Origin of the sequence: Acinetobacter sp. NIPH 542, assembly GCF_000369825.1 — a bacterium.
Lineage (GTDB): Bacteria > Pseudomonadota > Gammaproteobacteria > Pseudomonadales > Moraxellaceae > Acinetobacter > Acinetobacter oleivorans.
Window position 1 is genome coordinate 39696 of record NZ_KB850202.1, and the last position, 20978, is coordinate 60673.

General features: G+C 39.7%; 27 protein-coding genes. 1 reads left to right on the forward strand and 26 read right to left on the reverse strand.

Features of this window, described 5'->3' with window-relative positions; translation table 11 throughout:
• Positions 1–34: 34 nt before the first annotated feature.
• The gene (locus F886_RS00190; protein ID WP_005299109.1) at positions 35–892 is read left to right on the forward strand and encodes an ORF6N domain-containing protein; all 858 of its coding nucleotides are present in this window, start codon (positions 35–37) and stop codon (positions 890–892) included.
• Between the two features lie 58 nt (positions 893–950).
• Here the strand turns inward: F886_RS00190 and F886_RS00195 are convergent, their stop codons facing one another.
• The 26 genes from F886_RS00195 to F886_RS00315 form a co-directional block, all read right to left on the reverse strand.
• Entirely contained in the window at positions 951–4886 is a 3936-nt protein-coding gene (locus F886_RS00195) for a tape measure protein (protein ID WP_005299112.1), read from the reverse strand.
• A 58-nt stretch (positions 4887–4944) separates the two neighbouring features.
• Entirely contained in the window at positions 4945–5415 is a 471-nt protein-coding gene (locus F886_RS00200; RefSeq protein ID WP_005299115.1) for a hypothetical protein, read from the reverse strand.
• Between the two features lie 50 nt (positions 5416–5465).
• Complete coding sequence (locus tag F886_RS00205; protein ID WP_005299118.1) at positions 5466–5813, reverse strand: hypothetical protein; 348 nt, start codon at positions 5811–5813, stop codon at positions 5466–5468.
• Between the two features lie 88 nt (positions 5814–5901).
• Positions 5902–6624 (reverse strand): DUF4760 domain-containing protein, encoded by a 723-nt coding sequence (locus F886_RS00210; protein ID WP_228129957.1) that lies wholly within the window; start codon positions 6622–6624, stop codon positions 5902–5904.
• 687 nt (positions 6625–7311) lie between these two features.
• Positions 7312–7836, reverse strand: coding sequence for a hypothetical protein (locus F886_RS00215; protein WP_005299124.1), 525 nt, complete (start codon positions 7834–7836; stop codon positions 7312–7314).
• Between the two features lie 46 nt (positions 7837–7882).
• On the reverse strand, positions 7883–8812 hold the full coding sequence (locus F886_RS00220; RefSeq protein WP_005299127.1) for a phage tail tube protein: 930 nt from the start codon (positions 8810–8812) through the stop codon (positions 7883–7885).
• An 80-nt stretch (positions 8813–8892) separates the two neighbouring features.
• Positions 8893–9114 (reverse strand): hypothetical protein, encoded by a 222-nt coding sequence (locus F886_RS00225; RefSeq protein ID WP_005299131.1) that lies wholly within the window; start codon positions 9112–9114, stop codon positions 8893–8895.
• Position 9115: 1 nt separating this feature from the next.
• Positions 9116–9511, reverse strand: a complete 396-nt coding sequence (locus F886_RS00230) for a phage tail terminator-like protein (RefSeq protein WP_005299134.1) — start codon at positions 9509–9511, stop codon at positions 9116–9118.
• 2 nt (positions 9512–9513) lie between these two features.
• Positions 9514–9936, reverse strand: coding sequence for a hypothetical protein (locus F886_RS00235; RefSeq protein WP_005299137.1), 423 nt, complete (start codon positions 9934–9936; stop codon positions 9514–9516).
• Between the two features lie 32 nt (positions 9937–9968).
• Positions 9969–10682, reverse strand: a complete 714-nt coding sequence (locus F886_RS00240; protein WP_005299140.1) for a hypothetical protein — start codon at positions 10680–10682, stop codon at positions 9969–9971.
• Positions 10683–10737: 55 nt separating this feature from the next.
• Entirely contained in the window at positions 10738–11118 is a 381-nt protein-coding gene (locus tag F886_RS00245; RefSeq protein WP_005299142.1) for a hypothetical protein, read from the reverse strand.
• 2 nt (positions 11119–11120) lie between these two features.
• Positions 11121–11513, reverse strand: coding sequence for a hypothetical protein (locus F886_RS00250; RefSeq protein WP_005299145.1), 393 nt, complete (start codon positions 11511–11513; stop codon positions 11121–11123).
• Between the two features lie 3 nt (positions 11514–11516).
• Positions 11517–11930 carry a hypothetical protein gene (locus tag F886_RS00255; protein WP_005299148.1) on the reverse strand — a complete coding sequence of 138 codons (414 nt, stop codon included), beginning with the start codon at positions 11928–11930 and terminating at the stop codon, positions 11517–11519.
• Positions 11931–11969: 39 nt separating this feature from the next.
• The gene (locus tag F886_RS00260; protein ID WP_005299151.1) at positions 11970–13124 is read right to left on the reverse strand and encodes a major capsid protein; all 1155 of its coding nucleotides are present in this window, start codon (positions 13122–13124) and stop codon (positions 11970–11972) included.
• A gap of 12 nt (positions 13125–13136) precedes the next feature.
• On the reverse strand, positions 13137–13943 hold the full coding sequence (locus tag F886_RS00265) for a hypothetical protein (RefSeq protein ID WP_005299154.1): 807 nt from the start codon (positions 13941–13943) through the stop codon (positions 13137–13139).
• Positions 13944–14046: 103 nt separating this feature from the next.
• Positions 14047–14349 (reverse strand): DUF2829 domain-containing protein, encoded by a 303-nt coding sequence (locus tag F886_RS00270; protein WP_005299158.1) that lies wholly within the window; start codon positions 14347–14349, stop codon positions 14047–14049.
• Positions 14350–14541: 192 nt separating this feature from the next.
• A complete protein-coding gene (locus F886_RS00275) occupies positions 14542–15627 on the reverse strand; it encodes a minor capsid protein (RefSeq protein ID WP_005299165.1) in 1086 nt (361 codons plus the stop codon).
• Positions 15593–16996, reverse strand: coding sequence for a DUF4055 domain-containing protein (locus tag F886_RS00280; RefSeq protein ID WP_005299168.1), 1404 nt, complete (start codon positions 16994–16996; stop codon positions 15593–15595). The genes F886_RS00275 and F886_RS00280 overlap by 35 nt, the downstream gene beginning before the upstream one ends.
• 7 nt (positions 16997–17003) lie before the next feature.
• Complete coding sequence (locus F886_RS00285; protein WP_005299171.1) at positions 17004–18500, reverse strand: hypothetical protein; 1497 nt, start codon at positions 18498–18500, stop codon at positions 17004–17006.
• Between the two features lie 15 nt (positions 18501–18515).
• Complete coding sequence (locus F886_RS00290; RefSeq protein WP_005299174.1) at positions 18516–19046, reverse strand: terminase small subunit; 531 nt, start codon at positions 19044–19046, stop codon at positions 18516–18518.
• Positions 19047–19092: 46 nt separating this feature from the next.
• Entirely contained in the window at positions 19093–19275 is a 183-nt protein-coding gene (locus F886_RS00295) for a hypothetical protein (protein WP_005299176.1), read from the reverse strand.
• 53 nt (positions 19276–19328) lie between these two features.
• Positions 19329–19811, reverse strand: coding sequence for a NinB/YbcN family protein (locus F886_RS00300; RefSeq protein WP_005299180.1), 483 nt, complete (start codon positions 19809–19811; stop codon positions 19329–19331).
• A 40-nt stretch (positions 19812–19851) separates the two neighbouring features.
• Positions 19852–20073 carry a hypothetical protein gene (locus tag F886_RS00305; RefSeq protein WP_005299182.1) on the reverse strand — a complete coding sequence of 74 codons (222 nt, stop codon included), beginning with the start codon at positions 20071–20073 and terminating at the stop codon, positions 19852–19854.
• Positions 20074–20111: 38 nt separating this feature from the next.
• Positions 20112–20387, reverse strand: a complete 276-nt coding sequence (locus tag F886_RS00310) for a DUF968 domain-containing protein (RefSeq protein ID WP_034590550.1) — start codon at positions 20385–20387, stop codon at positions 20112–20114.
• Complete coding sequence (locus F886_RS20325) at positions 20380–20550, reverse strand: hypothetical protein (protein WP_005299186.1); 171 nt, start codon at positions 20548–20550, stop codon at positions 20380–20382. Before F886_RS20325 ends, F886_RS00310 begins: the two co-directional genes overlap by 8 nt.
• 54 nt (positions 20551–20604) lie before the next feature.
• The gene (locus F886_RS00315; protein ID WP_005299189.1) at positions 20605–20808 is read right to left on the reverse strand and encodes a hypothetical protein; all 204 of its coding nucleotides are present in this window, start codon (positions 20806–20808) and stop codon (positions 20605–20607) included.
• Between the last annotated feature and the right edge of the window lie 170 nt (positions 20809–20978).

Sequence of the window (20978 nt, forward strand, 5' to 3'; positions counted from 1 at the left end):
GCTTTGTATCATTCCCAGACTAAGGAAAATCAACATGCCTAATATAGCACAAATCAATGATACGCAAGTATCAATCATTAACTTCAATTCAATTCCTGTTGTCACTACAGAAATGCTTGCGGACTTCTATCAAACTGATGCAAAGCATATTCAAAATAACTACCTCAGAAACAGCGGAAGATTTATTGAAGGAAAGCACTTTTTTAAACTTGTTGGCGAGCAATTAAAGAAGTTTAAGAACTTACCCTCTTTAAGAGGGTTAGTTAATAAACGCGCTCCACACCTTACATTGTGGACAGAACGAGGAGCAGCACGCCATGCAAAGATGTTGGATACAGACCAAGCATGGGACGTATTCGAGCAGCTCGAAGATTCATATTTTGTACGTAAAGAAATATTAGCCAAAACCCATAAAACAGAACGCGAACCTTTAACAAGTGCCGTAAATCTGCTTGTGTCTAAAACCAAGCATTTGAACTATAGCGATGCTTATAAATTGGTTCACCAACGTTTCAATGTTCAGCACATTGATGAAATTCCATATGATGTAATTCCTGTGGCAGTTGAATATGTTCACCACTTGATCGCTATGTACAGCAGAGCTGAGAAGTACAAAGAAACTGAACCACATATTCATACTGTATTGCGAGATAAGGATGTTCAATTCTTGATGTGGTATGTTCCAATTCTTGGCAAGTTCATTAAGAATGAAATCTATCCAGCCTTAGCAGCAATTCAAAGTAGTTATGCGGGTCGTTTATGTGGTTTAGCATCTGAAGCAGTCTGTCATGCTAATGCTTTAAATCGTAAAGCAATCGGCTATGGCCTTACTTTAGAGCATGTTGGGAATAAATCGCCGCATGACATAGAATGGTATCTTGCCAAATATTAAATATTGATTCACCTCCAAGTATTAAAACCCCCGCTGTGTAAACATTGGGGGTTTTTAATTATAACCTTTTAGGAGCTACATTGTAGTTCTGCTTAATGGCCTTATTCATCCCGCTATTAGGGTTGCGTATTTCTTGCTGAAATACTCTTTTTGCCTCATCAGCAGCAAGCTGTCTAATACGAATGTCCAGCGAACCATCATCATTTCTGGTCACATCAGCCGTTTGCCCATCCATTACATAGACATTGACAATTGGCTCTAAAACAGTGGCACCATTAGATGGATTAGAATTAATTGCTTGGAATTGATTCATTTCACGTTGGGAAGCCAAGAAATTTGTTAAGTCTTGGTTCTGGCGTGGTGAAACAACTCGTTCGCCTTTATCAAGAAGATATGTAGCTTCTTTAGGTACATAATCCTTACCACCATGGAAAACACCAGCAACAGACTGGATATTCGAAACAATACTTGCAGTACTGGCTGCAACACTCGCCATAGCAGCTAAGTTATAAGGGAATGGGTTTGCAGCAGCTTCAGCAATACCTGTTTGAATAGCCATGATTGAGCGAGCAATTGCAAACGCCTTTTCAGCAGCGAACATTACTTTAAAAGCTTTCGATTGTTCCCCACCAATGGTCTTAAAAATTTCTACATATGATCCAGTTATCTGTTCACCATATGAGAGATTGGAGTCATATTGCTCGTTAAGTAAATTCTTGTACTTCTCAGCATATTCTTCCTGAATCAGCAATTTAGTCTCTTCATGGATTCTAACTGCATCTTCAATCCTCTTGTGATATTGGAGAGTATCAATCTCTTTTTTCGCAAGTTGGGTCTTGTAGTCCTCTCCCTTATTGAAAAGAGTAGTGTCATTTTCTGAAAGAGCATTTCTTTCACTAAATTGCAATGATAGGCCTGCTCTTTGACCAAGAGGAGCTACTAAAAGGTCTCTTTGCTGTTTAAGCTCTTGCAGGGCTTTTAAATTTGACTGCTCATATGCCTCCTGTTGAGCCTGCTTGGTAAGCTTAATAAGCTCCAACTCATGCTGATATTGCTGATCAAGATATTTAATCGCTTCATCACGCTGATCCTTACTTAATTCAATATCATGAGCCGCATTAAACTTCTTGCGGTCAAAACTATCTTTAAGTAATTGCTCCTCGGTCAAATTGAATTGCTTGTAATCATCCAACTTGGTTTTTAAAGCTTGTTGAGCAATCGCAATATCAGTTTCTGCTCGAGAAGTTAACTCAGCCTTGATTTCTTTCGAACGCTCAGGCGTGAAGTTAGCCTTATCAACATCCTCCAACTTTTTGGCAAGATCATTTCTAATCTTGGTGACTTCATTGGCAACATCATTCTCCAACTGAAGACGCAACTTAGCCTGATCTTCTGCCATTTTTGTGGCATCTTGCAGCAGCTTGTCAAAGTCTTTAGACGAAATGTCATCAGCACTAAATCCATTAAACCCAGCTACATATGACTTAACGTTAGATAGATAATTTTTGGTTTCCTTGAATCCATTTGCCTTACCAGTTCTGACGTTTTCAGGGCCTGCGTTGTAGGCCATAACAGCCTTCTCGACATTTCCCTTGAACATTTTAAGAAGATCTGAGACGTACTTAATCATTCCATTGATACTTGACTCCTCACTTTTCACATTCACGCCATATTGTTTAGCAGTACCAGGCATGAATTGAGCTAAACCTTGTGCACCTACAGGGGAAGTTAATAACTTTCCTTTCCGGTAGGTATCCCCTCGGCTTTCTTGCATAATCATACCTTCGATTAAACCTTGAGGTATATTCGCAGAAGCAGCCTTTGAAGAAATATCATACTTAGCAGAAAGTGCACGAACTTTGGCATTTACAGTAAGTACTTTTTGCTGTTTTTCAAGCTCACTTGTGTGCTTGCGTTCAGCGGCAGTTATTTCATCTTTTTTTTCCTTAAGATTATCTAGTGCCTTTTGTGCGCGCACAATCTGCTCTATTTCTTCATTAGTGACAATTGCGGTTGTACCTGGTACAGCGACGGCTTGTTTTGCCTTTTGCAGCTCAATAATCTTCTTAATAGTTTCTTCACTATATCCAAGATTCAACAAAGCAAGCTCTTCATTGGAATTAAGAACTTCCGTGCGAAGACTATCAAAGTACCCTTTTTGGGCCTTTGTTGCTTTTTGCGCTGCACTCTCATTGCCAATTAAAGCTTTTGAGTTGTCATCAATGCCAGCAACTGCTGTCTGAGCTTTTCGACCAGATAATTCAACTTCAATACCAAAAAGCTTTAACGAATCTCTTGTCGTTTTTGCTTCCTTAGCATTCTTTTCAAATTCAGCAGTATTTTCTTTAATTGCGTTATAAATATCCTTGCTAATACGCAACTCATTAAAGCGTTTAACTGCATCATTCATGCTAATAGTGCCATCTCTAGCATCATTAACAACCTGAACAATGTCTTTGTTGCCTTTGTAGAGTTGTGCAATAGCGTTTAGCTGGATATTTATCTTACTACTAGATTCAGCAAGTGCCTGATTCTGACGCTCAAATGAAGAAGTCATATCATTTATTGCCGAGTCCTTTTCTAAGCCTTTTAAAGCCAAGAGTTCATCTTTTGCCTTTTTAGCAACTGCTGCTTGTTCTTCAAGTTTCTTATTAGCCTTATCAGAGTTGTCGCGCATTAATAGATAACCAGCTGCCAAGCTTGCCACAGTAATGCCAATGCCAACTGGACCACCAAGAACACCTAAAAGTCGAGAACCTATTCCCAAAGTTGCAGCATTCGCAGCCGCCGATCTAGATTGTGCAGCAGCTAAAGCACCCTCAGCTAAAGCTAGTTCACGTGTGACTTGTGCTTCAATTTTCTTAAGTTCAGCCATACGTGTTAATGTTGCTGTACGCCCTTTTTCAGTAATTTGAGACTTTAAGCGCTGTACTTCTAGAGCTTTTTCCGCGGCCAATGATGCTAATGTTGCTTGTGTATTTGCAACCACTGCTTGAGTGTTAATTACTTCTTGAGCCGCTGCTGCTCTGTCAGCTTGGATTGCTGTGTATTGTGCAATAGTTTGAGCAGCTAATTCTTTAGTCTTTGCAGCAACTGCAACGCCTGAAGCATAAATAGCTGGAATATATGTTCCCAACCAATATGCTCCACCAACCATCATTGCTGATGTTAAAACATCTAAGTTACCCGCTAATGTTTTAATAGATCCAGAAAGTACTTGTGCAGCACCTGAACTCTTGCCAGCCTCGCCAACAAACTTAGTAATTTCATTTCCAAGAAGTGTTAGAGACTGCCCGATAGTTATATCTGTTTTTGCAAATAATTCATCAACATTAGATTGAACGTTTTTAAGAGCACGTACCAATTCTTGTGATGTAATTTTTCCTTCAGCTGCAACTGATCTTAGTTCACCGACAGTAATTCCCATGCCTTGGGCAATAGCTTTAGCTAAAGCAGGGGTTTGCTCCATTACAGAGTTAAGTTCCTCGCCACGCAAGGTTCCACTTGCCAACGCCTGACCAAACTGTACTAATGCTGCATCAGCCGCCCCTGCACTTGCACCACTGATTGCAACAGCTTTTGAAACTGTCTCTGTTAGACGTGCAGTATCATCCATTGTTAGATTTAAAGTTTTAGCATTGTCACTAAAACGTTGGTAAACCTGTAATACAGAATCCCATGCAGAATAGGTTTTTTGAGCAATTCGAAAGGTATCTTCAGTTGCTTTATTAAGTTCTACTTGGTTATTAGTAACTAACTTGAGGCGATTTTGAAGTCCTGTGTATGTATCCATTTTGGAAATGGCGGCACTAACAGTAACAAGCCCAGCCATATAACCTGCAAGCTGACGGGTAGCTACTGACAACCCATCCATAGACTTAGTTGCAAAGTCACCTTTGCGCTCAATGCTATCTAATTCATTGCCTAGATTACGCGCATTACGCTCTGCATTTTTAGCATCAATTACAATGACGAGACGTGATTCTTGTGCCATCTTACTTTCCTCTAGGCAATAAAAAAACCCGCTTTCGCGGGTTAATGTTAATGAAGGTTTAGTACATTTTTAACTTGTCATTTGAATCTAGGGCAAAATTCACCTTTTGGTGTCCAATAGTGTCAGCCCCGTAACTATTTTCAGCTGTATATTCTAGATTAATTGTCAGCCCTGTTCCTTCTTGCTCTATATAAGCAACTTTAGGAATAAAAGAATATTTATTCTTTAAACTTATTTTTGCAACTTCAGCAGCGGTCCTAATCTTATCTACTACTTCGGTTTCTGAAAATAATCGAATTGGGCCATTGTCTACTTTTGCGAAAACTTTAATTTTAACTGGTTTATCTTTTCCATCATTTACTACTGCAAGAAATTCCTTACCATCTTCAACTTGAGTTGTTTTATTTTTATTTACGAATGCCCATGTGCCATCACTTTTTAGTTCAATCTTTTGTCCCTTCGAATTAGTTACAATCTCAGCATTTGCAACTGTTGAAGCTAACATGGCAATAACAATTATTTTTTTCATACCCACAACCTATTTTATAAATCTTAAATATTCGAAGAACATGTCTTTATTTATTCATACATTGCCATGCAACCCAAGTAATATTTTGCCGAGAACTCATTTAACTGTTCCTGCCTTATTGATGGCGTGGAATAACTAGGTTGTTCATAAGCATCACGGATTATTAAACTTGTGATCTTCTGCATATTTTTATCAGGGTTTTTCTTAAAAGCATAATCATTTGCTTCTAATGCTTTAGAAAGTGGCATTCCATTTTGCTTATGTTGCATAACTGCTTGAGCAAACTCCATTGTACTTCTACAATTTTGTTCATGTTCATCATCACTAACAGGTTGAACTGGCTTTGCTAACGTGAATAAAGGAAGGCAACTAATAGCCAATAAAATAATCTTTTTCATAAAAATACCCCTTGTTTAGGGGTAATTTAACAAACTGGTCATTAAATGTCACATGAAGAAAAACCCGCACTTAGCGGGTTCTTTCAAATTATGTATTGAGGCAGGTCTTGCAACATTTATTTGCAACATCTAATTCTTTAGTTTTGTACCATTCAGCACATTTAATACATTTTTTATGCTCACCCTTATCCCACCTTAGAAACAGAACTTCAAGTTCCGTGTAGTTACTAGGCCTCTGCTCACGGATATGAAGGATAATTGGGTGAAAAAATAGAAAGTTGTTGGTTAGGATAGAGTTAAAACTACCTTTTAGCATGTCTTCATCTAAATTATTGTGTCTAACACCAACAGCAATAAACTCTAGGAAATTTAGAAGATAATGAACAGCAGATCTTTCAGTATCATTAAGTTTCAAATATCTTTCTTTTGAAACAAATGATCTATCTTTTTCACTCCAATTATTTTCTTTTAGTACTTCCACTCTTAACTTCATAGCATCATCAACTTTGGCCATATAAACAGTTGAAGTCCTACTATTCATAAGTACTTGCATAGCATGAGTTTTAGTTGCATTTATTATTTGAAGACGGCTTGTAAAAATCCACCCAGCGATTGCTGCTATGGCTGAAAGAAAAGCTACAAAAGATGTAAGTTTACCAGATCCTGCGGGTGCTTCACTAAGCAATCCAAAAATTGTATGTTGCTGGAAGTAATAACTATTGTTAGCTTCCTTCACCAAACTAATATTTAAGAAAGTATATTCTTCAAAGAACCCCTTCCAGACCAATAGTTCTATAAGTACAATAGTCAAAAACAAAAATACATAAAGTAATTGGACACTACTTCTATACTTATAGAAATATCTATCCCTAACCTTAAAGAAGAAGTACCCTGAAAGAATTAAGTAAGGCAAAATAAGTAAAAGATTTAATAGAAATATTATCATTGCATGCTCAAAAAATAAGGCATCTACTTGAGATGCCTTATTTTATATAAATCTTTAACGGTTTGTTAGCCCAAACCATAGCCATCGGTAAGTTTATTATAAGTTTTCATAGTATTCTCCTATTAGCGCATTGGGATAATGTTCGCGTTTGCGAACACCGCGTTTAAACGAATACTATTTACTAATGACAATTTTGTCAATACAGAATCGTCGCGTCAATGTCAACCACCTGACTGTATTATGTAACATCAAGTGCGCTATATAACGTCGTGCGTTCGCGGTTATAGTCTGTTTATCGTACCTAAGTCTTCGTCGCTCGTTGCGTCGCCTTCTTATGCGACTCATCCAAGAACAAGTTATCCAGCGTAAAGATACAGTCATTAAAAATGAAACGCTCAACCGGCAAGTCGTACTGCTCTAAGTAAGAATTGATCGCAGCTATATCTATCGCTAAAGGAACACCCTGCTCGTATCGTCGAGAACGAGCAATGGTGTTATAAGCTGAAAGAATGGCGTTTGCAGTGTAGGAATATTCAGGAGGATCAGGCAATTTTACGCCGAGCGCTTCTCTTTGCTTTTTTTCGTGGTCCGTGAGCCCCGCGAACTTGTTGGCGTAGTTGTAGAGGTTTGTGACTTTCCCACAACTTCATCCTTATATGCATCAGCTTCTTTCTGCATTTTTTCTGACTCTTTGCGAATGAAGGACCATATAGAAATACCTAAGTCACCCATGTTAAGAAGCTTCGTCGCATTCTCCGCATTGTAAGGTGGTTCGGTTTTTACATGCTCTTCATCAGCATTTACTTCTACAAATACCACGCCTTTCCAGTCTTCAATGAGATGGCATGCAGCAGCTTCCAATAAAAGCTCATGATAGAGTTTATCCTCTTTAGAAGCTAAGGCCACATCAAAACCTTTAGAAGTGATTTGATTGTTTACCCGCTCTAATGCGACTTGGTAAGGCTTATAACTAATTCCACGAATCTTGAACTCAGCTAAAACATTCCCTTCTGCATCTTTATACTCGCGCCACAAACTGACGTCTTTATTTCTTTGAATATTGACTTCAAGAGCCATTTTATTTCTCCAAAAATAAGGCAGCAATTAAGCTGCCAAATCAGAATTAAGGCGTTACAGGTGCAATCACACGGGTAATGATTGGTGAAACACGGATATGGTTGTAATTGATGTCGATTGTGATTGTGTCTTCACCACCTCCATCGGGGTGCGGAGCTTCTGCAACTTCAAGTTTAGGGAACTCAAACGCATAACCATTACCGTCTTGATCTTCAATTGAGAAGTTAATAGGCATTGTGTCACGGGATTTGATGTAGTCGATATAACCAGCAGATTGCGCTGAGAACATGTATTGAGTATTCAACGTGATATCTACAATCTTTTCGAGATAAGTCGTTGCTGTGAGCTTCTGAGAGCCGATACAGCGAATCGCTTCCATGTTGTTGTTGATTGTGAGTTCAAGTGATTGCATACAAGCAGTACCAACCACCGTTTCACCATTTACAGTTAAATCACCAACATTCAATGCAGATACAAGTACAGTTTCAGGAACTGGAAGAGGATTCACTACAGGATTAGTAGTTGTGCGCTCAAATACTGTACCCATCAAACCAAACGTTGCTGTGATTTTACCAGTAGTCGCAATCGACATCGTGAATTCATTAATGCGAACACCACGATAAATAAAGACTTGGTTGATATCAGAATAAACTTTAACAAAGGTAAATGTTTTACGAACATCACCACCAAAGTTTAATACGTCACTGGTCCAGTTATTTAAGGCTACACCAGACAAGAAGTCATCGAACAAGCCAATAGACAACTCCACTTCTAATGAGCCTGTGATTTCTGCTTCAGTAGCCATACCACCTTGACGGAAGCGTGTATCTGCAACACTTGTTGAAGTTTCAGTAGTAACGTTTTCGGTTAAACCATCCGTAACGCGACGAACAGTTTTCCATACGGGCGTTGTTGGCAATACTTCAGGTGTTTGTTCCTCTGCATAATAGAGGCGGATTTTTGCACCACTCGACATGGCTTTTACTCCTGTTAGGCATAAAAAAACCTGCCGCTAAGGACAGGTTCGTTTAAAAGTTAATTTGGTTTTTGGTGGGATTAAGGTTTGTAGTCTATGTCTACAGATGCACCTGATACGATGTATTTCTTATTCCCGCCTAGTGAAGTTACATCGGCAAGATCAATGTAAATACTTTTGATTGGTAGATTATTCTCACTCTGCCATTCGCTGACTTTGTCACTGACAAGCTGCATCAACTCTAGCTCAAGTTGTGCCTTTTTCTGCTCTATTTCTTTAAGCATCATTTGGTAGTCATTCATATCAATTCACCCTATAACCAATCGACACATTATATTGAACAAAGTCTGTGTTATTACCCAAGTTCTGCACTTGGCCTTGTAGTATTTCTAATTGACCGATTGAGAAATATTCAAAGTGGCTTAGCCAAGCGTCAGCAAGTTGAGTGATTGCTACTTCATGAGTATTTAAGCGAGCCATACAGTTAATTGAGATTAGACCAGTTCTGCGTGTACATGGATCATCACCAATAGCCGCTATTAATGACTGCCCCCATAAAATATTGATGTCACACCAAAGACCATCAACCGGAACTGTGAAATCTTTATTTGGATATTTAATCCGATTTTGAGCTATTCCAGTGAATGCCATTGCTCTAGTGATTATGGCTTGTCGTGCTTGATCTAGTGTCATTGCCATTTTTAACCACCGTATTTTTGAGCAATATAATTAAAGGTTAGACCATATACGCCTTGGCGTGCCTGCTTAGAGTAGCCGCCTGTTGTTTTAGGTGTGGATGGCTTGTCCGTGAAGCCTCCGTACTCAATCTTTGTGCCGTATGCGCTATTTGTTTGAATATAGACAATAGAGTAAGGAACTAATCGAGACAAAGCACTTGTGCCCTTGCTAATTGTTGATGCTCCGCCTTTGTCCTTTTCGGATTCATTGTAGGCTTGATCTGGTTGGTTAATGCTAACCCTGTGTGAAGCTCTAAACGCGCCTGTATCAACCGGGCTTTGAAGAACCACACCACCAAGGGCATCAATCACAATATCTTTTTGTCTTTTGGTTAGATCAGCTTCAACTGTCTGGATGAAGTTAGAAGGTTTGCTTGTCCAGCCCATATTTCACCTATTAAAAAAGCCCATTAAGGGCTTCATGCGTGGATTTTTATGGAGTCTTTCAGTGGCTTTAAGCTTTTTAGGAGCTTATGTTTGATCCTATAAACACCTTCATATTGAGAATAAAACTCCAAGTATTTTTCCTCTTCCTTTTCAGAAAATTCCTCATTACCTAAATCTTCGTATTGAAAATTGTATTGTTCAGGGTTAATGGCCTTGAGCTTTGCCGAATACATCAAATTAACATAACTTACACTTTCTCTTTGTAAATCAGAAATGTCTTTAACCTGATTCTTAAAAGCAATTGCTTGTTCATCATTAAAATCAAACTCACCTAATAGCATTTCAACTTTATAAATAGTATCCAGAACTGCTCTATACAACGAAATAATATATTCAGCTTGAGTTTCATTGTGATTATCTTCATCGGAAGCTTCCATATACAATTTATGCAACTCACTGTCTGCTTGTTTTACTAATTTATATAATTCTTCACCCTGCTGTTCACGACTCTTTTCTACATGTTCTTGTCGCCAATCGGTAAATAGAGCAAGTGCAATCGCTGGAGCTAAGAAGTAAGCCATTAAAGTTAGCGTATCGCGGACAATTTCATACAAATCTGGTAAAGGTTTAGGACAGCTTAACCAGTTCGTTTTCATTAAATAGCCAACAATTAAATATATAACCCCACCAGCGCAAATTGAGAAAACAATATCACTAATTTTTTCTTTTAAAGTTTTACTTTTCATAAAGCCCCCATATGTTTAAGAGGCTTATATCAAATATTCTTTGTGAAGCAAAGCTTTATACTTTTCTAAGCTGTACAGTCCATACGCTTGAAGATGGATCCTGACCATAACTCATAACTCGATAGTTGCCGCCTTCAAACACCCAAATGTCATTTACATCTGGTTCTACCAAATCACCATCATTTGAGACCACTTCATTTTGCAGTAGCACCGCTTTAAAGTCTGTGGCGCGGTAATCTATAGGCTTCACCAAGTCTTTCAAATATGACCCAAATAGGACGCCTCTGCCGCTGTATGCAAACTCATCGTACACATCGACACCTGTAGCTGGATTAGAGCCAACTAATATCTTTCGAGTACAGGTAAATGAATCTACAGCATCTGCCAGCTTTGTACTAAATGCCTTACCTAATTTAGATTGGATTTTCGCTCTCATAATTAGATCTTCACTAATAAAATTACATTGCCAAATCCTTTATCTAGCCATGGTTTTAGAATGGATAAGGCTAGGTTTTCGCTCGCTGTATAGGTTTTATGAGTGGCTGAATAGTGGTTTGAAACACTGGTTCCAGTTTGAGCCGACACTGTCTCACTCAATACACCAGTTTCAACTTCTGTATAGAGATTTCCATTTACAGCATCAGGTATTAATTCCACAGCTGCTAATAAAATCGCATCTTGTAGAGGTTGATTATCAGTAGTGTCTGGTAATTTAAGATTGGTCAGCCAAACATTGGTAATCATTACCGCGCGTGCTTTTGCAGCATCACTGCTTGCCCAATCGTTACCAAGTTTTGCATCGATATCTGCTACGGTAATGTATTCAATCATGACTTATTCCTGATCTTTTGTTTGCTTGCTATTTTTACCAGCAGCCTTTGAACCGTTTGACTGTGCGTCACCAGTATTCTCTGTTGATGGATTTTGGTTTTCGTTTGTAGCGCCAACAGCAGTGTTATCACCTTGAAGTTCTGTAATTCGTGCTTGCATAGCTGGCACATCATTTTTGAAAGCCATTAATTCTTCTTTAGCCGTCAAAAGCTGTTCTTCTGAGATAACTAGTTTGTTAGCCAATTCATCAAATTGCTCTACAGGGACAAGCGCATCATTGGGAACTTCATTGTCATCAACTGGAAGCGACTCACCTTCAATCAACTCATGCTCTGACGGGTTGAATTGTTCTACAGAAATAATTACAAATTCGCCTTGGGATTCATGGCTAGGTTTAATTTTTACTGTCTTAGACATTTTTCTCTCCAAAAAGAATGGGGCCGAAGCCCCAATTCATTAACCCAACAAGAGCACAGAATGCTCTGGTTTTACCATTGCACAACCCCATGCAAGTGATACTTCGTATTGCACTTGACGGTATTGACGGTAAATGGCGATTTCAAAAGATAAGCCACTTACTGGATCAGTAACAATCATACGGTCATCGGCAGAGTCTCCACCTTCTGGAAGTGCTGGGATACGAGTTGCTAAAGCAATTGCAGATCGAGCAAATGCCAAATTGCGGGTAGATGTTGCTGCCACAGTGATTGCAGTTGCAGCTGCTGGAATTGCTTTACGCAAGCCCGGTTTGGCAAGAGTGATAGTTCCGCCATTTGATACATCAGTATCACCAGCAACAACCACATATTGGTTGGTGTCACCAGCGAAAGTGATTACGTCACCTGAAACGATTGTTCCAGTACCAGCACTTGCAAGAGTGATAGTTGTCGCACCTACTGCATAGCCAGCAGCATTAGTGGTTGCACTAGCACCTGTTCCAGACGCAGGAGTCACCACTTGTGCAGATTCACGGATAGCAAAACCATGCACATCCAACAACACACCACGACGAAGTAATGAATCATCATTAGCTTCGTTTGCTTTGGTTAGTTGGCCAAGAGTACGCATGTTTGCGCCTGCTGTGGTGTCAATTACCAACTGCAAATCACCCTTTGGAGCACCATTGTCTTGAAGCGCTTTCAATGCAAGAGCACTGTCTTTTAAGTTGGTAGCAAAAGGGGTTGTCCCTGCCACACCAACCGCTCTTGAAGCACCAACTGCTAAACCAGCAACATCTGCTTCCACTTCATTTGCGAGAGTACGCATTGCTTGAGCAAACTGGTCACGGAGAATTGTGTTGTATGAAGCACCATTGTTGTCTAGCGCAAGCTTTTCTTCACCATTCCAGCGAACAGGAACACGACGTGCTTTAGTAATGGTCATATCAACCTTACCAATTGTTTGATCACCATCGTTTGGAGGTGTCACACCAGGAGTAATATCTGATGCGGTTGCCGCAGGCGCCACTGGTGAAGTTACAGTTTGACCCTTAGCAGCGCGGTTATAAGTCATGTCAGATGAAACAGCCGGAATAAAGCCAGTTAATTCACGAGAAACAACATCAAGCGCATTAAAAATTGTGACCGTTAGGCCCGTTAAAGTATTAGCCATTTATTAGCTCCATTAATCAATTACATTACCGCCTTTGCGGATATAGTTAGCTTTTTCAGTAGGGTTCATTGCATCGAACTCACTACGTTTAATTGTGTTTTTGCTGCCTGTATTGTTCCCGCCCTGACCACCTGCACCGTTCGGTTTTGGAAAGAAGTAAGGTTTCGATTCACGGATATCTTCAATCCATTCTTTTGGCGTAAGTGGGGTTTTGCCGTCTTTACCGATAATCACATCACCATTGGCATCAATTGCGACTGCATTACCGTTTTCATCTAAAGAGAACTTAGATAGAGCTAAAGCTGTAATGTCATCTGTTGCTTCAGATAAGCCCTGTGCAGCGCTGAAAGCTTGTGCAATCTGGCCCTTAACCACTGACTGCTTAAACTTATTGGCATAAGCTTCTGCTTTATCAGCTCGTGCTTTTTCAGATTCAAAAAGCTTTTGATGCTCCGCCTTTAATCGCTCTGTTCGTTTTCCGAATACTTCGTCAATCTTGCCCTCAGCAAGTAATTTCGTTTCTTCATCCTGACCAACCTTTTGCAATAGACCCTTTACGGCACCTATATCCAGACCTTCAAACTGTCCTTTAAAATTGGTCAATTCATCTGATAAGGTTTTGTTCTTACCAAGCAGTTCATTGTTTTTAGCTTTCAAGCCAGAAACATGCTGTTCAACATATTGGTCTAGCTGTGCTTTGATTGCAGGATCTTCAAAGTTGATAGGTGTTGAGCCTTGCCCACCAGAACCCCCTTCACCCCCATCTGCACCAGCTTGATTTTGTAAAGACATTAATTGGCGTTTTAAAAATTCAGACATCTAAAATCTCCTAGAGACACCGCCTTGCGGATTTAATTGTTGGAGCCTTTGGCTTTGCTTCAGGCAATAAAAAAGCACCCGAAGGTGCTAAGGTTTAAATCCTTTACTCTAAAATTAGCCAATCTTCGGCTAAAACATCAGTTTGACTTGCAAGCCATGGAACTAGCTTGTTGTCAGCGGTCTTCATATAAATAGCATCTAGTATTGGCATTTGCTCTTCTGAGTTGCCATCAACACCAGTACCAAAAATTCGAGAATTAACATGATAGTCAACATCACTCCCATTAACTAAAGCCAAGAACATGCCTTTACCATTCCAACCAAATCGTGCAACTTTCTTACCTTGCTTTAACGCAAAAATTGCTGAACCGAAGTCCACAGTTGCTGTTTGTTTTTCATTTGACATTTTTATGCTCGCAAAAAAAACAGCCTATTGGCTGCTTATGGTTTGATTAAAAAATAGTTGCTGTTAATGCTTTGGGTCGTTCAAAGCTATAACCAAAAATTGCTATGTATCTTGGGATTATCTTTCGAACAAACGGCAATAGAATAAGATTTGTGCTGAGGACATATTGCGCCTCACTCATGGTAACTTGCTTCATAATCCCAACCTCTTAAACATTTCTTCATCAAGCTTTTTGAGCTCAGCAAGTGTGAATGGCTGACCTGTTAATGGATCAACAAACTTATCTAGAGAGTATTTACCCTCTTTAAATAGCTTGTATCGAGATGGACCAAGCCAAGGCTTTTGGAAAGTTGCATCCTGTTTCTCAAACCAACTTTTAAAAGTCGTGTTTGAATCAACAACACCGATTTCACCCTCTCCATTCACTTTGTTGTTGAATGGGCGCTTGCCAATGGTTTTACCCTTCTCATCTGTGACAGGAATAAGGATCGATCGGCAATTAGGATGTAATGGCGGCACCGGATGTGGCTCATCTTTCTTGTAAACTTTATCCGAATAACCCATGCAGATTTTAGAAGTGCGGCTGTCCAGTGTCGCAATGAACTTCACATACTCAACACCTATGGCTGTGTATGTTTCATTCAAAGCCACATTAGATACATGGCTTCGCGCAGTACGAACCATGGTAGATATCTGTGATCGACTTTGATCTAGCAAACCATCCTGATAATTGAGGGCCTTCTTACCCTTAATTCGCTGAATGATCTGTTGGTTGGTCTGATCTTTTGATAAGCCATCCCGAATGACTTGCTCAACTCTAAGTCGAGTGTCATCAGCAATTCTGGCAAAGATAGAATCAATTAAAATGCCGCCACTTAATGGAGCCTTCTTAGCCTTATTAAGCAATGTCTTACCAGTTGGCTCTATTGCCTTCTCAGCGAGGGTTTTAGCTTGATAAGTTGCTTCGTATACTGCCAAAGCAGTAGCGCTTACAGAGAAGCTCTCAAGAAGCGCAGAAGCAACTGTACTTTGCCATGACTGGAGGACTGTCCGAATCTCTTTTAAAGCTGGTGTTGTGTATTGTCCTGCCATCAAAGCTGATCTTTCGGCATCACTCAATTCATCTAGCAGATCCCTAAGCTTTGACAGCATTCCACCTGATAAAGAATCAAATTGAACTAAGAGCTTATTAATCTCGCTAGATGACAACCGGTAAAGGTAGGCTTGATGTGAGACTAAGGCATCAAGTAGTACTTGTTGTGACATCTGGTTTACCATTAGCCACTCCTGCAACATATCCAGTCATAGGACTATTAGTCATTTCATTTTCAATGCGCTCAAGTTCATCAGAATACTCAATGTCTGGTATTTTGCCTGTGCGAATATAATCCCAATATGTTTCCATTGAGATTTTATTGCCCAGTACAGCCTCATAGAGTTGTTTTGCAAGATTGGCATCAAACCCTAATGAGCCAAAATCAGGCTTAACATTGAAACGGTAATCTTTGTCACTTAGACCTAGCCACAATGCCCCATACTTAATGACTTGCTCAATTGCTTCAGCAGCCGTAATAACCATGCCATACAAGGTTGAGTACTGATCATCTTGACGAGCTTTACGCGCCTCACCTGACTCCGCAACACCAATATCCATTACTCGTGCACCAGCCTCTAATGCTGCGTTCTTCTGGTCACGCATTGCTGTACGTTTTGCCTCAATGCCTATCCCTTGGATTTCAAGATAGCCACATTGTACACCTTGTGGTAATTGCCATGCAGCCATAGGGCCTGTGACGCGTAAAGGCTTATCTTCATCAACACCTGATACCCAAGGTTGAGGATGGCTAGTTAAATGCAACTCTTGAAAATATTCAGCACTAAGCTGGTAATACTTAACAGCAGCTTTAGCCATTGTCATTAACGGCATTTCATCAATTGAAGGGGTATTATTCATACTACCCACATAGACAACAGGGATAAATGATAGTGTTTTATTACCTAAGCCCGGATATGTTTCTTCACTAACGGTATTTTCATCAGTGAATAATCTAGAGCGATATTTACCATCACTAATATCTAGAGCACGGTAAAAACATTCTTTATTGTGAGCAAATTCATCTTCAGAATTATCGTGAGCTTCTTTAAATACAGAAAGTGTTAAATCAGTACGCCCCGCAACTGTTTTTTCTTTCCAGTTAATGCCATCTTTCGCCCAATACAATGCAATATATGGCTTGCCGTTATCATCAAAATCAAGCATCAAAGCACATCTTGCATAAGATAACTGCGCTTCAACAACTCGCAGGAATAATTGCTTTAAACCAAACCCGTCCGTTGTTGCTTGCTCGATTAATGGCTTTAAACGGGAATCTACAATATTAATATCTGGCTCTAGTTTTGACACCAAACCTATCATTGCTCTTTTAGAATCACGCACCCATTCAGGATACTCAGCACGTTGCTTAAAGGCTTCATAGATATATTTATTATTTGGATCAACTTCCTCGGCCATCATCATGCCTTGGGACTTTGGTAAAAGCTTAACACCTTGCTCTTTTACGCAACGTTCCCCACCCAAGGCATAATCCATAAATTCCCAATCCGGCAACGCCTTTGCATAATCCGGATGAACAGTACTAACTGTCATAATTCACCTACATTAATCCATAAATTGGAGTCTGAGTAACCACCCTAGATTTCTTGCTCATAGCCACAGCGAACATACGGAAACCATCAGCACCATGTGAATGCATGTCATGAAGTGGGTTATCTTTCCAGCAACCTAATTTGTCGTTCCATTCTTTGCGGTAGTTCTCAAGATGAGTAATACCTTCAGCACACATGTATTCGTCAAACTCACATAGCGGCAGAATCTCGCGCACTTGCTCAATCCCATCCATCACTAAAATGTTTGGCACAACCTCAAATGAAACTGAGTACTTTTCACCGTCATCCAAGACATAACCTTCTTTGGCAATGTCTAAACGCGATTTACCATCGTTCATCATTGATCGGTTCTTAATATCGTGTGGTGCATAGTGCTTGCTGTACTTGTAGCCCTTTTCCTTCAAGACTTTGAAGTAATGGCGCATACCTTCACCAGAGTTTTCGTAGTAATCGATAACTTGGTAATAATTGTCTGAGAGCTTTCGAACAAACCAAATAACCATCGAGTCTGAAACACCTAAATCCCAGAAGGTCATCACAGGTAAATGATCATTAGAAGGCAGTGCACCAATACGCTTATTGGCATACAAGAATTTGAATTGGTTCTTGTAATAAGCACCTTCAACCGACTGAGCAAATGCTTCACTTGGAATACTTGGATATTCCCGCTTCATATCCTCGCCAAGAGTCTTCTCTTTCGAGTGATACCAAGCTCTTTGATTGGCGGTGGTTTTAATCTTGTGCTTGGCTTCTAGTTCTTCAAAGTACTGAACTAGTCGCTGTGGTATTTCTTCTGTAGGCTCAATTTCATAATCAGCATTCTTCCACCATGAGAAGAAAAAGAATTTCCAATCTAGAGGGCTTAGTTTTTTGCTGAGTAGAAATAACTTTTCAGCTAATTGGCAGAACTCATAAAAGTAACCACTTTTACCTTCTGCGGTGCTCTCTAACGTGATGCGACCTTTAAGACTTACAGCTTCAAATGCGCCTGTAACAATCTCACGGGCTTTATCCGGGAACTTCGCACAGATCTTACCGAACTCAGATACATGTAAACGGTCTAGTGTTCCACCACGGAATGAAGTTGATACTGTGATCGATCCACCTTTGCCGAATACAAGCTCATCCTTAGTTTGGATCTCCAAAGGATTTGCTGCTTTGATTAGATGTGGTAACCGGTCATAAGCATACTTAACCTTTTCACGGAATAGACGTTTAGCATCATGCAAGGTGTGAGCAATCAAGGCACATTTGTCAGACATGAATAACGCAGCATCTAACTGGATAATGCACATCTCAGTGGTGAAACCCAACTGACGCGCCTTAAGGATGATGTTCCTCGTCCATTCATTTTCAAAATATTCAAGCTGTTCAAGTGTCATCTTGAACTTAACTTGCTTACCTTCTTTATTCGTTATGTAGTAAAGATTATTTAATCTCCATAATTGGTCTTTAAGTTTCGCTTTATGCTCAGGTTTCAGCATGGCTACTCCTTAAAATTAATCACCCTCGCTTAATTCATCCATCAATTCTGAAACAGACTGAATTTCAACAGTTCCTGAATGTTCAACTTTGTCTTTGAATGCGCCAACAGCAATATGCTTGCCTAATAGTTCAAGGTTTTTAACTTTGTCAGGCCATTTGATTTTTCGCATCCACCCAGCATTATCAGTTATTTCCATATTTTCAATACTGTTGACATACTGACGCCAAATAGGAGGCCATTCATCTAAAGGCTTCATATTTAACTTTTCGTCCATAATGTCTAAAACGTCCATCTTGTCGATTTCAACAAGACGCTTAAGCACATAATCTGCATCAACATCGACTCGATTCAAGCGTTGCCCATTAAGGTAGGCGATTCGCTCTTCTACTTCCTCACGTTGCAGCACATCCCAAGCATGTTGACGTGTTTTGAAACCTACTGTTTTGCCAGCTTCTTGGGCGCTTAACGTCTTTAAATATTCGTGGCAGAACTCTTCATGGCGTAAATTCTTTAAGGGTTCTGCGCCTTTGATTTGTTCTTCCATTTATTTACCTCATTAAAAAGCCCTCCGAAGAGGGCTTGTATTCAGATTAACTGTTTGTTTTCTCTATCTGTTCTAGGAAAGCTTTAAGATCATCTTGTTTTTCAAAGTCTAAGATTTGGGATAGACCATTATCAAAGATAATTTTAAGACGACGTGACCGGTCAGGATCTGCTTCATACCAAGTAATTTTCTTTGCATTAAAATGTTTATTTTCAAACTTCAAATACATTGTTTTTCCTATTGTTATGATTAAGGAAAAAACAATATATCTTAGATATTTAACTATTCCAATGCATATTTAAGGTCATCAGGCGTTTCCAAATAACACCCTTGTTTCAAGCAAAATGCATGTATGTCGTTTAGGTATTCTGACATTTGTTTAGTCGATGCATCTCTTGTGCTTGTAAGGGTAGTCACGCTATCACGCACTTGATTATATAATGGGTGTTTCTCAGCCTTTAACGCTCTAACTGTGTCGAAAGTCTTACGATAATCACCCACACCATCTCGATAGAAGATTCTTGATAGCAACGTGTATTTAAAGAAGAGGTGTTCGTAATCCTTGTTTGAGCCTTGGAACTTTGCCCACTCTGTCAACCAGTCCCAATACAATCTGTTTTGCGCCTTAGATCTATTCCTATCGTCTGGCTTTATAATTACTACTAAAGGCTTTCCTTCAGCAGCAGCTTGAGCATGGTTAACATTCAAGAAGTTAGTTACTGGCGAAATGTCGCAATGGTTCTTAATAGTGAATCTTGATACCATTTTGACACCTCAATAAAAAACCACCCGAGGGTGGCTTGATTTAATTCTTTGTACAAACTATCAGGACTTCTCCATCCACCTCTGAAACATCTAGCACAACACCGTTTTTCTTAAAGTGCTCAATAGCTTCAGGGATTGCATTTTGAGTATATGATTTAGAATAATCCTTCAACTCAAATGGATTACTTATATAAGTCAGCCCAGTGTTAATCTGATTTACTAACTCTTCTGTCGTGAATGGTACAAATGTTTCTACTTGCATCGGATGAGCTCATTGTTGTTTGCAATATAACCATTATATCAAAACGGCTCTTCTACATGTTGGCGCAACATTAGCTCAGTCTTTTCCAACCACCTATCAAACAAAGCTTCTGATTCTTGTCTTGTGCCTAGTTTGAACTGGTCGAATTGACTGTGGCATGAGTGGCAAAGCGGAACTGTAAACTCATCACTTGCTTTAATTCCTCTCCCCTTACCATGCTTGCTTGAATTGCTGTGTGCAGCCTGTGAAGGGCTAGAGCCACATCTAACGCAAGGTAATAACCGAATAGCCTTCAATCGCTTTGCATCACGCATTTAATTCGTTTCTTAGGTTCTTTGCCCATAACTTTAATTGAGCGATTTTCTTATCAATTACGAGCATCTCGTCACGGCTCATAAGTCCGCGAGATAAGTTTTGATATTTATCAATCTCGGCTTCATAGCGCTTGAGATTCTTCTTCGCTTCGATTGTGTCCATACTCACCCCAAACCAATGCCTTCTTTACCAATGCCATATCTATCCATACGCAGCTCACTTATGTTTATTTAGCCGACGAGCAATAAGACGTTTCTTCTTTTGGCTTAATTTATTGGGTTTACTTTTATTTGGCTTTGGCTTAAATGCAAATGGAGAAGTTTCACCACCCATGGCAGATAATGCGCTTAAGGTTCCAAACTGTGGTCTTGCTACTGCCATTCCCAAAGCTGCTGCCAACAATACTCGACTCATTCGCATTTTCTTATTCTCCAAAAAAGAAAACCCCACCAATCGGCGGGGCTACAAAGATTTAAACTTTCCACACTTTCTGCATTCTTTCTGATTAAACATGTCTGAGTCATACTCCCAAACGTGAATGCAAAATACTTGCTTGATGATTCGGAGCATGTAACCTCCAAAATGCAAAA

Bases quoted from the DNA above. Each gene is read 5' to 3' on its own strand.
- F886_RS00285 (WP_005299171.1), bottom strand. From the start codon at position 18,500: ATGCTGAAACCTGAGCATAAAGCGAAACTTAAAGACCAATTATGGAGA.
- F886_RS00230 (WP_005299134.1), bottom strand. From the start codon at position 9,511: ATGGCAATGACACTAGATCAAGCACGACAAGCCATAATCACTAGAGCA.
- F886_RS00190 (WP_005299109.1), top strand. From the start codon at position 35: ATGCCTAATATAGCACAAATCAATGATACGCAAGTATCAATCATTAAC.
- F886_RS00290 (WP_005299174.1), bottom strand. From the start codon at position 19,046: ATGGAAGAACAAATCAAAGGCGCAGAACCCTTAAAGAATTTACGCCAT.
- F886_RS00265 (WP_005299154.1), bottom strand. From the start codon at position 13,943: ATGTCTGAATTTTTAAAACGCCAATTAATGTCTTTACAAAATCAAGCT.
- F886_RS00225 (WP_005299131.1), bottom strand. From the start codon at position 9,114: ATGAATGACTACCAAATGATGCTTAAAGAAATAGAGCAGAAAAAGGCA.
- F886_RS00300 (WP_005299180.1), bottom strand. From the start codon at position 19,811: ATGGTATCAAGATTCACTATTAAGAACCATTGCGACATTTCGCCAGTA.
- F886_RS00205 (WP_005299118.1), bottom strand. From the start codon at position 5,813: ATGAAAAAGATTATTTTATTGGCTATTAGTTGCCTTCCTTTATTCACG.
- F886_RS00245 (WP_005299142.1), bottom strand. From the start codon at position 11,118: ATGAGAGCGAAAATCCAATCTAAATTAGGTAAGGCATTTAGTACAAAG.
- F886_RS00200 (WP_005299115.1), bottom strand. From the start codon at position 5,415: ATGAAAAAAATAATTGTTATTGCCATGTTAGCTTCAACAGTTGCAAAT.
- F886_RS00275 (WP_005299165.1), bottom strand. From the start codon at position 15,627: ATGGTAAACCAGATGTCACAACAAGTACTACTTGATGCCTTAGTCTCA.
- F886_RS00280 (WP_005299168.1), bottom strand. From the start codon at position 16,996: ATGACAGTTAGTACTGTTCATCCGGATTATGCAAAGGCGTTGCCGGAT.
- F886_RS00310 (WP_034590550.1), bottom strand. From the start codon at position 20,387: ATGCGTGATGCAAAGCGATTGAAGGCTATTCGGTTATTACCTTGCGTT.
- F886_RS00235 (WP_005299137.1), bottom strand. From the start codon at position 9,936: ATGGGCTGGACAAGCAAACCTTCTAACTTCATCCAGACAGTTGAAGCT.
- F886_RS00260 (WP_005299151.1), bottom strand. From the start codon at position 13,124: ATGGCTAATACTTTAACGGGCCTAACGGTCACAATTTTTAATGCGCTT.
- F886_RS00295 (WP_005299176.1), bottom strand. From the start codon at position 19,275: ATGTATTTGAAGTTTGAAAATAAACATTTTAATGCAAAGAAAATTACT.
- F886_RS00195 (WP_005299112.1), bottom strand. From the start codon at position 4,886: ATGGCACAAGAATCACGTCTCGTCATTGTAATTGATGCTAAAAATGCA.
- F886_RS00220 (WP_005299127.1), bottom strand. From the start codon at position 8,812: ATGTCGAGTGGTGCAAAAATCCGCCTCTATTATGCAGAGGAACAAACA.
- F886_RS20325 (WP_005299186.1), bottom strand. From the start codon at position 20,550: ATGGACACAATCGAAGCGAAGAAGAATCTCAAGCGCTATGAAGCCGAG.
- F886_RS00270 (WP_005299158.1), bottom strand. From the start codon at position 14,349: ATGTCAAATGAAAAACAAACAGCAACTGTGGACTTCGGTTCAGCAATT.
- F886_RS00240 (WP_005299140.1), bottom strand. From the start codon at position 10,682: ATGAAAAGTAAAACTTTAAAAGAAAAAATTAGTGATATTGTTTTCTCA.
- F886_RS00305 (WP_005299182.1), bottom strand. From the start codon at position 20,073: ATGCAAGTAGAAACATTTGTACCATTCACGACAGAAGAGTTAGTAAAT.
- F886_RS00315 (WP_005299189.1), bottom strand. From the start codon at position 20,808: ATGCGAATGAGTCGAGTATTGTTGGCAGCAGCTTTGGGAATGGCAGTA.
- F886_RS00255 (WP_005299148.1), bottom strand. From the start codon at position 11,930: ATGTCTAAGACAGTAAAAATTAAACCTAGCCATGAATCCCAAGGCGAA.
- F886_RS00250 (WP_005299145.1), bottom strand. From the start codon at position 11,513: ATGATTGAATACATTACCGTAGCAGATATCGATGCAAAACTTGGTAAC.
- F886_RS00215 (WP_005299124.1), bottom strand. From the start codon at position 7,836: ATGGCTCTTGAAGTCAATATTCAAAGAAATAAAGACGTCAGTTTGTGG.